8 protein-coding genes are annotated in these 11,248 nt (G+C 60.9%); all 8 read right to left on the bottom strand.

From position 1 onward, the window contains the following. Positions 1 to 58, bottom strand: a 58-nt coding sequence (gene tap / locus AC0XWG_RS25780) for a RepA leader peptide Tap (RefSeq protein WP_354626027.1), incomplete at its 3' end; no start/stop codon positions are given. A 233-nt stretch (positions 59 to 291) separates the two neighbouring features. After that, a complete protein-coding gene (locus AC0XWG_RS25775; protein WP_032635028.1) occupies positions 292 to 543 on the bottom strand; it encodes a replication regulatory protein RepA in 252 nt (83 codons plus the stop codon). A 152-nt stretch (positions 544 to 695) separates the two neighbouring features. Beyond that, positions 696 to 1,241, bottom strand: a complete 546-nt coding sequence (locus AC0XWG_RS25770; RefSeq protein WP_060446842.1) for a phospholipase D family nuclease — start codon at positions 1,239 to 1,241, stop codon at positions 696 to 698. A gap of 147 nt (positions 1,242 to 1,388) precedes the next feature. Next, complete coding sequence (locus AC0XWG_RS25765) at positions 1,389 to 2,180, bottom strand: DsbA family protein (protein WP_072271148.1); 792 nt, start codon at positions 2,178 to 2,180, stop codon at positions 1,389 to 1,391. Then, on the bottom strand, positions 2,173 to 2,892 hold the full coding sequence (locus tag AC0XWG_RS25760) for a fertility inhibition protein FinO (protein WP_475681177.1): 720 nt from the start codon (positions 2,890 to 2,892) through the stop codon (positions 2,173 to 2,175). Before AC0XWG_RS25760 ends, AC0XWG_RS25765 begins: the two co-directional genes overlap by 8 nt. Positions 2,893 to 2,958: 66 nt before the next feature. Then, the gene (gene traX / locus AC0XWG_RS25755) at positions 2,959 to 3,696 is read right to left on the bottom strand and encodes a type-F conjugative transfer system pilin acetylase TraX (protein WP_166479516.1); all 738 of its coding nucleotides are present in this window, start codon (positions 3,694 to 3,696) and stop codon (positions 2,959 to 2,961) included. 1 nt (position 3,697) lies between these two features. Continuing rightward, complete coding sequence (gene traI, locus AC0XWG_RS25750) at positions 3,698 to 8,938, bottom strand: conjugative transfer relaxase/helicase TraI (RefSeq protein WP_060446838.1); 5,241 nt, start codon at positions 8,936 to 8,938, stop codon at positions 3,698 to 3,700. Continuing rightward, positions 8,938 to 11,112 (bottom strand): type IV conjugative transfer system coupling protein TraD, encoded by a 2,175-nt coding sequence (gene traD / locus AC0XWG_RS25745; RefSeq protein WP_475681176.1) that lies wholly within the window; start codon positions 11,110 to 11,112, stop codon positions 8,938 to 8,940. Before traD ends, traI begins: the two co-directional genes overlap by 1 nt. Between the last annotated feature and the right edge of the window lie 136 nt (positions 11,113 to 11,248).

Genomic DNA, 11,248 nt, shown 5'->3' with positions numbered 1-11,248 from the left:
TTATGTTGCACGGAAGGAGCAAATGGCACAGAAACAGGTATTGAACTTTTCTGAGCATAAAACTATACTCCCTGCATAGAGCAACAGCTTCTATACAGTTTAGGTAAGCCCCGTTAGTCTTCTCTGAGTCGCCAAACCTTGTGAAGATTATCGGGGTTTTGTCTTTTCTGGTCCCGGGTAGACACCTCATCAGAACCAGTTCCCTGCCACCTTACGGCGTGGCCAGCCAAAATTCTTCAAACGATCAGTAATCTAGCACTCAAAATCTTAAGTATCAAGAAAGTGAGTCCATCACGATGCTTTTCGACTAAAAGCTTCCCTTTCAATCAACTTTTCTAACACTTCAGCTTGAGTAACACCATCTTCTTCACAAAGGTTAGAAAGATACTCTTTGATTTCGGGCTTAATAAATACTTTCAGTTCTTTATGCGTAGCCCTTTTTTTAGCCGAAGCAATTTTCTGTCGCTCAGCTTCACTAAGGGGATTACCCTTTCTGTAAGCGCGTTTCGATGAGGAAGTTACTGCATTTCCGACCTGCGACATATTTGCCTCCTCAAGGATCAAGCAAGGATCGTTTCGCAGAGGATACTACAGATATCTGAAATCAGCGACTTAACTTTACGCGTAAGTGTGAGCCATGTTGGCGCATGACTCACCTGGATGGATGTAGATTGCGGATCAAATGACGATGCGACTTAGTATGAAGAATGCCACTCAGTTCCTCCGTCCCAGCGCGACTGCCAGTGCTGAAGGTAGGTTTGTGCCACTTCCGGCACCTCATTAATAACCAGCACATTCTCGCTATTCCGCGATGCAGCAGAGCGAGTGTAGTTAAAGCTACCAGCCTCAACTGTATGATTATCAACAATAATGACTTTGTCATGCATGATGGCGTAGCGACCGTTGGTGCGCAGCGGAATTCCCGCGTTCACCACGACGTTCATCGCCGCCTGGCTGGCTTTGCTCCGGTTGCCCTTTTCATCAAGCACTATCTTCACATCCACACCACGACGTTTTGCCCTGACAAGCGCACTAACCACCTCCGGAGACGTAAATGAGTAGCCCATCAGCCGAATTTCCTGCTGTGCTGACTCAATCGTCTTAAGGACCAGCTGCAACGCGCTGCCTTCAGGTGAAAAGCCGACCTGAACGGAGGATGCCGCTGCTGCGGGCTGAATACAGCTCAGCGAAAGACATACCAGACCGGACACGGCCAGCTGGCGAAAGGTGAACTTACGCATTAAATAACCTCAGAAATACTGTTCGGATGTGTTAACCAGAAACGCCGGAGACGGGGAAAACTTGCTTTTACCCTTCTCCGGGGTTGGACAACTGAGCACGGCGAAGGCGTCAGTCTCTTTTAGCGGTATCAGTTGGCGGACGCCTGATTATTTTTTGGTATCACCGGCAGCATGACTGATGGCCTGCTGCAGGGCCTCCGCGCTGGTGTATCCCGGAATAACCGTCACGTTATCAGCACTGGCGCCGGCTGACGGGAGAACCACCAGGGCCGGGGTACCGCTGAAGCCCAGCTGCTGCGCAAGTGTGTTTATGCCATCCAGGGTCCCCTGAACATCTGGGGCTGTTTTCGCATCGAACTTCACGGCTTTTGCGGCCGCGCTGATATCAGCATCGGTCAGCTTACCCTCGTTGTGGGCGGTAGCGTAAATCGCGTTGTGATAGTGAAGGTAAGCATCGGCCCCCTTCTGCTTCCAGATCTGAAGCCCGGTTTTCGCCGCACTGAGCGACGCCGGCCAGCGCTGGCCAAATATCGGGAATTCCTTGAACACAAAGCGCACGTTCGGGTTTGCTTTTATTACCTTCTCCAGCTCCGGCGCCAGGCGGGCACAGTAGATGCACTGGTAATCGAAAAACTCGACGACAGTGACTTTTGCGTCGGCCGGCCCATATGACGGCGTGCCTTTATCGTTCAGCAGCGCTGCCTGATTCTGAACCACGGCGGCCGTCATCGCCTGCTGCTGCTTCTCCTGCTGTTGGGCCTGCAGCTTCTGGCTGACCTCAACCAGCACTTCCGGATGGGCCAGCAGGTAGTCTTTCGCGATTTCACCAATGCGGGCTTCCTGCTCCGGGGTAAAGGCAGCGGCAGGTTTCTCTGCTGACCCCGCCACGCCGGAGACCAGAAGGCCTGCGGCAAGCATGACTGAAAGGGTTTTATTCATGTTCATCCTGTGTTTTTCTCTTCTCGGTTGTTATCAGTTCGTTTCGTGCACGGGTGGCGACGCTTCTGATCGCCCTGCGTTGTCGTTTAGCGTGCTCCTGAGCCCTGCGCTCCACAGCATACGCCGCCTCCTCTGGACTCACCGCTGCGACCGGTTCACCGGCAAGGTTTTTACGCCACGCGCCCACCGTCATGGCGCCCAGATACGCATCCGAGCGGGTGACGGCGGCAAGGCAGCGTTTCAGCGTCTTCACGGAAACCTCCAGCCCGCGCCGGCGAATGTCATTCACCATCGCCTCCCGGATGTTGACCGCCAGGAGCTGCGGCTGGCCGTCCGTCACCAGGGCCGGCCAACATTGCTCCAGGAGCGCGAGCGCGTCCGCAAGCGGCATGACCTTCCGGTACACCGGTTCCGGGGCAGGTTTGCGCCTGGCCGCCCGCATGGCCTCCCGCTCCTGCGCCTGACGTTCTTCCCACAGCCGGGCTTTCTCTGCTTTTCTGGCGGCCTTCTCGTCCGCCTGCGCCTTTTTCGCGCTCTCATCCACCGCCTGCTTCCTGACCTTCCAGGCAGGCGTCGTGTTCACCACCACGGTCTTTTTACGCGTGATCCGACCCGGTGCCGCACCGTCCGGTTCACTGTTGTTTACGGCACGCTGACCTTCTGGCTCCGCTTTGCGACGCAGCGTCAGCGTGGGGCGCCCCTGCTCTGTCATCCTGCCTCCGGATAAATCTGTTTCACGTGTATTCCCCTGACTGACCTTATTCTGACACGGCAGATATCACATCACCATCAGTCCGATGACGGCCAGGTGCACCGCGTAGAACAGCGGGAAAAATTCGCGCGGCCAGAAGCGCGGCACGCGGCAGCAGGTCCGGCTCAGCACCGTCAGGGTTATTCCGGGTATTACCAGACCCGCGATGGCAAAGGTGGGGCTGTCCGCAGCATTCAGCGCGAGTATCGCCAGCGCCAGACACAGAGCCAGTCCCGTACGCGTGGTGCGCCGGCCCGTCATACAAACACCGCAGGCCAGCATCAGCATGACTACCCCCGCCAGCCCGTAGCTTCCCTCTGAAAACGGCAGCCAGGCCAGAACCAGCATCAGGGAGAGCGGCCACGCGCACGGCCCGTACCGCTGCATCAGCGCCAGCGCCTGTCCGCTGACCGCAAAGGCAAACAGAATATTGCCCAGGTCCGGGCGCAGCCCGGCCAGTATCCAGCCGCCCTGCGCCACCCCGGCCCATATCCAGAGCCGGTTCAGGGCGCGCTGCTGAATCTGCGGATGGCGGGCGAGGTTCATGGCCCAGACCAGGCCAAAGAGCGGAAACGCTCCCCGACCGGCAAGACGCAGCCAGTCATTATCCAGTCCGCACAGCATGCTGATGTGGTCGGCCACCATCAGGAGGAGCGCCACGGTTTTGATAAGGTCGGTCTGGCCCGGCGTCCACACAAGCAGACGCTGCAGCCAGCAGTCGGCCACCACCACAAGGGGGAAGAGCGGATGGTTTTCAGCGCGCATATCAGTCGCCTCCCAGGGTCTTTTCACGCTCAAGGTCTCGCACCGTTTCGCGCTCCATCTGCTGCAGGCGATCCCGCTGCACGTTCTCACGCACCACCTGAGACACCGCCTCATCCCGGCGGCGTTCTTCCGGCGTATCCGGCAGCGTGAGGGGAGATGCCGGCGTTTCTTTTGTCCGATCCATATCCCGTACCACATCCCGGACGGCGACGTCAGATCCTCCGGCCGGCCTGTCGCCACTGCGGGCCATCTCGCGGACCGCCTCTTCAGCACGCTTATCCAGCTCCCGCTGCACCTCAGCCTCCCGGGCCTGCTGTGCCAGCACCTCCGGCGGCACCGTTTCTGCGGGCTGCGTACCGGTGCCATCGGGCAGGCCGTCGGCCCAGACCCGACCGCCGGTAATGGCGCCGGGGTTCCACGGTCGCACCTCGCCTTCGAGCCGCACCACCACGCCGCTCTGCGGATTCTCCCTCGCGAGCCGCACGCCCTCTTCCATATCCCGCGCCAGCAGCGACTCGCCGTTACGGCTGGCCTGCAGACCCGCAAACGCCGCGTCCCCGCTGCCCATCACCCGGCCTTCACCAGCGAGCCCCTTAAGCTGCCCGTCTCCGGACGTCAGGGCGCTCAGCCAGACGCCCGCCTGCCTGCCGTTGCGGTCGAAGGCCGGGAGCGCCACGTGCGGCTGCGGATATTTACGCCCCGGCGAGATAAATTTCGCCATTGAGCCCTCAGGCTGCAGCCCGGCCTGGCGCAGCGCGGCGCGACCGGCAGGCACCTCACCCAGCGCTTTTGCCGTCGCCGTCAGGCGGACGGCATTCGCGACGGCGCGGTCGCCGCGCGGCTCCAGAATGTCATGCGCCGTACTTTTCGCCTGCGATTTTTCCATCGCGGCCACCCACTTGTCCCGGTTGTCGGTATAGACCTGCGCGTGCTGCTTCATGCGGCTCAGCGCCACGTAGGCAGACTCGAAGCTCACCATCCGCTTACGTCCGCCGTCCGTGCCCTGCAGGGAGATGGAGAAGGGTTCGCTCGCTCCCTGTGAGCCTTCAACGGTGACGGCATAGGCCAGGTCGATGTGCTGCTCTGCCTGCTCGGCTGACGGCGTGAGCGTACGGGTCTGTTTCCCGTCCGACAGCGTGACACTGTCACCTTTTATCTCACTGACCGACCAGACGCTGTTGGCCACGAAGCCCCGCTCGTTGTCGCTTTTCGAAAAGCGCATCCGGTCGCCTTCCGACACGGTAATGGTGTCCTGACGGTAGAGCGTGACGCCCTCTGTCGCCGCCTGCGCGGGCGACAGGCTGCGGGTGTTGCCCTGCGCATCCTTCAGCATCACCAGGTGCGCCTCCCCGTCCAGCGCCTCAATGCTGTAATAGGTGCTGTCCAGCAGAACCAGGCTGTCGCGGGATGCCTCCCACGTTGCCATGCGCCGCAGCTCCCCGTCGCGGATATTGGCAGGCGTGAGAACCGGCAGCGTGACCTCTTTTTCGCCCACCTCGCCGGCACCCTGGCGGGCGTCATGAATCATGGCGTTCACCTGGCGGCGGTCGGCGTTCAGGGCGGTGATAACGATGGTCTGCGCCTGCGCCTCTGACGTGCGCCCCGTGTAGTCCTTCACGATGGCCTCCAGCAGCGTCGCGGGCTGCCCGCCGGGCATCAGGTCGCCGGCCGCCACGGCTTTCGCAATGGCCTCCTCCCGTTCGCGGCTGAACTCCATGACGGAGCTGTCCGGCTGCCAGGCATCCGCCCTGCGCGGCACCTGTGCCGGCGCCACGCTCTCAATGGTCGTCAGGGCGCTGCCTATATCGCGGCTAATCAGGCTGTAGACGGCAGGTTTTAGTTCCGGCGTCTGGCGGACAATCTCCTGCATCACCGCCACGTCAATGGCGCTGCGCTTCTGCAGCAGGCGGAAGGGCTGGCCCGGGGCAATGGACTGCAGCTGGTCGGTATCCCCGCTGGAGACCGCGCGCCCCCCGCCCCCGGCAATCAGGCTGTACGCCTTCGCCATGTCGGCGTTACCGACCATCGAGCTTTCATCCACGAGAAACAGGACGTTGCTGAAGTCCGGTCGTTCGCCGCCGCGCAGCTGCTGCTGCGTGTCGTGAATAAAGGCCGCCAGCGTCTGCGTTTCGGGCACGCCCGCATCGCGCATCTCGCTCACCGCCCGGTGGGTGGGGGCCACGCCGATAACCCGCGGCTGCTCCCGTTCCGGCAGCGTGCCGATGGCCGACATGACCGCCCGGAACTGAGTGGTCTTACCCACGCCCGCGTAGCCCTGCACCAGGGTAAAGCGGTCGGGGGATTCAAGTATCATGCGCGTGGCGTTCCGCTGCCCGTCGGTCAGGCCCGCCAGCTGCGCGTCCGGAACCTTATCCATCAGCGGGGTGACGGCCTCCTTTCCCTCAAGGACGTGACGGATAATGCTTTTTTCAGCGTTGTACGACTGGCGTGAGACCAGCAGCAGCAGGCCGTTTCCCGGCGATACCGGCACCGACAGCAGGGCGCCGCTGCGCACCTGCCGGTCCGCCTCCTTTTCGATAGCCTGCAGGCTGAGGCTGTCCTGCTCAAATTCTTTCGCGGCGGCCATCAGCTGCGGCTTCGTGAACGCCAGGCCGTTCCCCTCCAGCACCGGAATGGCCAGATGGATAGCCTGCTGCTCCGGCGTGTGCAGCCCGGCCTTCTGGTGCGCCAGGGCATCATCGAGCCTGTCATGCCCCGCCGCATCCTTAATCTGTTCAGACACGACGCTCCAGGCAGACTGACGCGACAGCTTCTCCGTCGTTTTCTGCGCCGTCTGCGCGGAATAGAGCTGCACCGCCCTGCCGCTGAGCGCCAGTTTGTTCAGCGTGGTGTTATCCAGCTCGCGCTGCGACAGCGAGGCAAAGACCGTGGCGCTGTCGCTCACCGATCGGCCCGGCGACTCCACCCAGCCCTGACCCACCTTCGCGGCGGTAAACGGGCTGTCGCCGGCGGGCAGGACCACGTCCGCCTTACGCCCCGGCAGGCTGACGACGAGCCCCGCCTCCCCGAGCGCCTTAACGGTCACCGTATCGCCTCCCTTGAGCCGCGTCCCCTGCGCCTGACCCAGCACCGCCAGACGGTCGCCTTCGGCCACCTGCAGCGTGCCGGTGCGGTACAGCGACCAGCTGCTGTTGAGTTCAGACAGGCGGGTCACCCGCGTCTCACCCTGGGCGTTGCGCAGCGTCAGGCTGTTGTTGCGGCCCGTCACGCGGTCAATGACAAAGCGTTCCCGGCTGCGTGCTTCGGCATTCCAGCGCTCCATGACCATCCCCTCCCGGTAGTGGTCGCGCACCTGCTGATGGCGGCTGTCGAGCCAGACCGGCTCCAGCGTGGTGATACTGACCTCCCGCTCGCCCAGCACCTTTTCCGCCTTAAGCGCCTCGCGGACTACGCCTGCGAGCACCGCCTGCTCGCGCGGACCGGTGACCTGCGCCACGCTGTGTTCACCTGCGCGGACGCTTCGGGCAAAGTCAGCGGCCAGGCGGTCATACCGCTGCCGCCGGTCAGGCTCGCTGATAACCGAGACCCGCGTCTTCTCACCGCCCTGCCACGCGAGCGTGCTCACTCCCGCTTCCTTCATGACGGTGAGGGCGCTGCCGGTCCCGGTGCGCTGGCCGCTGTCGGCTATCAGCAGCTGGACGTTATGGCGCAGCGCACCGTCGAGCAGCGTGAGCGTTTCTTTCAGGGTCAGCTTCTCCCCCTGGTCCACAATCAGCGTGCTGCCGGGCGTAAAGGCCATGCCCTCCGTCAGCCCCCGCCTGTCGGTGATATGCTCGCCGCTGAGGCGCTCATCCTGCATAAGGGCGCTGCGCGAACGCCTGTCGGCGGCGATAATCTGCACGTCACGCCCCTGCTCGCGCGCCATCATCGTCAGTTCCGCCACGCGCTCACGCTGACCGGCCGCCCCGCCCTGACCCGAAATGATCGCCACGGGCGGACGGTCCTGGGCCAGAACGCTCACGGCATCGCTGTATGACCGGCTGCGGGGCACGCTTTTATCCGGAAAAATATCAGCCTGCCCCGTCCGCTGTAAATCGCGGGTCATCGCCGACACCGACAGCTCGTCCAGCACGTGGATGTTCGAGGTAAACAGCCCCTTCTCTTTATCCAGCGGGATGAGCTGCTCATTTTTTATCGCCGCATCGATGCCGTCACGCGCCATCTCCACCATGCCCGACCGCGCGGGCAGCTGCCCGAGGGTGGTGGCCAGCAGTTCGGAATACGTGAACCGCGCCCGCCGGTCGCTCAGCATCGCGATGGCCTGCCCGACGCTGCTGTTAATATCAATGGCTTCAGGCGTCGTTGCGGGAATATTCCCCTGCACAACCCGCAGGTCTGCCGCCTCACGGTAGGCTTTAATGTCAAACCCCGTCTCTTTCAGGGTCTGCATCCACTCGGCCATGCGCTGTTCGGGGTCAACCTTCTGCTTCGACTGGCGGGTATCGAGCGCCGCCACGTCGCGGGACTTCAGGGACGCGTCATCCCCGACCGCCTCGCTGATGGTCCTGCTGCGGCTGGAATACGGCTCCGTCGGTACGCCCTTCAGCTCCCACATGCCGTGTTTGCCAACCGTCTCAGTCTCATAGCCCATCGCCGCGACGTCATCCTTCAGCGCGGCACGATACAGGCGGCCAAAGGCAATCTGGTTGGCGTAGATATTCTCAATAAACCCGGTTTTACCCACTTTGTCGCTGCTGAGCGTTCGCCACTCATCGCCATGCTGAGTGGCATTGGCCACCACCGCGTGGGTGTGCAGCTGCGGCTCCTGGTCGCGGCTGGTATCGTGGTTAAACAGCGCCATCACCAGGTTGCCGGTCAGCTGCGTCTCGCTCCTGCCCTCCGTCATAACCCGCGTGGAGGCCATTGCCTCTATCTGCTTAATGGCGGTCTCCACCGCGCGGTTGTGTGCCTCAATAAGACGCTTGTCGCCTCCCAGCATGGCCATCACGGAGACACTTTTGGGCGCAGAGAAGGTGAAGTCGTAGCCCGGACGGTGTTTGTTCGCCCCGTCCTGAGTCCGGCTGAGGTCGCTGCCGTCCGGCAGGCGTCCCTCCAGAACCTTCGTAAAGACCTTCTGGTCCACCCCGCCGCTGAGCCCCAGCGCTTCAGCCCCTTTTCCGGCCCAGCGCTCGCCCATACTGCCGATAACGTAGTAGTTGTCCTTGTCGGTGTAATAATTGCCCGCACTGCCGGCGGATTTTACCGATCCGATGCTCATCATCAGATGTATCCTCCCGGCTCAAGATCTTTTTCAGGCGCCCGGTGAACGTTGATGTTCACTTCTTCACGACGCTGCCTCTCCTGAGGAGACAGTTCGTCCTGCTCCGCCTGCCACGCCTCCCATGCCGCCATATCCACTACTTCACCGCTTTCATCGATGCCGGGCGGCAGCTGCTCTGCCTCTTCCGCCTTTGTCTTCAGCTCAGGCTCCACACCGCCGGCGCCTGCCGCACCTGCTACGGATGCCGCGTCTGCAGCGCGGGGCGCGGGCGTCAGTTGCTGTGGCTGCTGTGGCTGCTGTGGCTGCTGTGGCTGACCAGCATTCTCCGCACCGCCCTCTGGCGCGACAACATCGGCATCCGGTTCAAAGAGCATGGCGATGCTGCGGGATTCATGTTCACGTGCAGCCAGCGCGGCATTCAGGCGTTCCTCCGCTTTCCCGTCGATGGTGCGCGGAATGAATTCCGGTGCCACCTTTGGACGCTGCTGATACTTCAGCGCCATTTTCACGGCAGGATAAGGTCCGGGAAGCGTGACGTAGCAGGAGAGATCCGGCAACGTCTGGACGTCGGAGTAACTCACCAGGGTGACGCGCTCCATGTCCTTGCCGACCGAGGTACCGTCGCGTACCGGGTCCACACCGTAGGAATACTGCTCGGACGCCTTGAGGATTTCTTTTTCACCGATTTCGCCAGCGGCGAACTCGGCGATATTGCGCGACGGAGAGCGGAAGAAGGCACGGGTGTTCAGCACGTCGAACAGCGTTTCCGCCGGCTTCTGCCCGTAAATATCTTCCAGCTGGGCGTAGGACTGAATGCCAATGACGTAGCAGCCGCCAAACTTACGCGCCTCCGGCAGGATCTCAACCAGGTCCGGCAGCTTGTGCAGGGTCGGCAGCTCGTCGGCGAAGATCCACACGCGGCGGTTACGGTTTTCACCCATCGCCAGCAGCCCGCGAATGGCGATGGACAACCACATGGAGATAACCGGCTTGAGGGAAGCGTGGGTGTCAGCATTGGAGGAGATAAAGAGCCAGCCGTTTTTACCATCCTCACGAACGCCGCGCATCCAGTCGCGTATGGTGAATGACTCGCCGTTATTTTCGATGCCCTGCAGGTAGCGGATGGCCTTGACGTAGTTGGTCAGCACGGCGCGGATGGAGATGGCCGTTTTCTCGATTTTCTCTTCCACCAGGTTCGCCGCCGGGGAGTTTTTCAGGTACGAGCGCAGCTTCTCAATCTTGATGGAAAGCAGCGTGTCGACCAGCTTGCTGTAGCTGCGGTCCTTGTCGTTGCGCATCAGATAAGCGGCTTCGGCAAAGATGGTACGTCCCGACCCCTGCCAGAAGGGGTCTTCCTTCGTGCCCATAGGAATAAGCGTGTTGGAAACGTTGTCGAAGTCAGGCTGCGTCAGGCACTCCCGCCACAGGTCCCATGCAGCGCAGCGCGCATCCAGCGGGTTAAGGATTTTATCTGTGGCCGGATCATAGTAGCTTTTGACGAACTCACAGGAGCGGTCATACACGATGACCATATCGCCACGCTGGCGGGCGTAGTTCATCAGACGGCGGATAACTTCTGATTTACCGGCCCCGACGGTACCGTGCAGACAGAAGTTCTGGATCTCCGAGTCCTTAATAAGCGGCAGCTCACCGATTTTGATGTCGGATGCGAGACCGTCGCGCCTGAGCATTTTCGCCACCGCTCTCGGGTCATCAGTCAGCTGGCGCCCTCCCGTTATCTCGTCCTCACTCTGATGCTTACCCTGATGGCCCAGAATCCAGGTGGTGACAAAGAAGGTAATAACGCACACCACGGCCGCGATGATGGCGGCAAGAATAAAGGCCGTCCAGACCTGGTCGGCGCACCACTGGATATATTTGTCCTGCAGTATTTGCTGCGCGTTGTACTTCAGCTCATGGCCGTAATAACGGATGGTATAGACAGGCTGGGATTTGAAAATATCGCGCATGGGGGCCAGCGTCTGACACCAGTAATAAACCATGCCGTTCACGAACGTCTGCCAGGTCAGTTTAACCGACAGCGTAATCGCGACAATTATGCCGAAGAGAATGACGAGACAGTACACGATGATATTGGCGATCTGACTGAACATACGGATGCGCATGCTCGCGATCTGACCGCCCTGGGTCATATCCTTTGCATTAAAACTCATGATGTATGGGTCCGGTATAAATGGGGTTTAGACGGTTATGATAAGGCTACATTCAGGAACGGCTACTTACTGGCCTGGCAAATAAGATGTCACTTACGAAAAAATATCCACAGCAGTATTAACAGAACTGAAAATG

This window comes from Enterobacter sp. DVT3837 (assembly GCF_056238685.1).
Note: the sequence above shows the minus strand (reverse complement) of the source record. Positions and strands in the feature narration are given on the sequence as shown.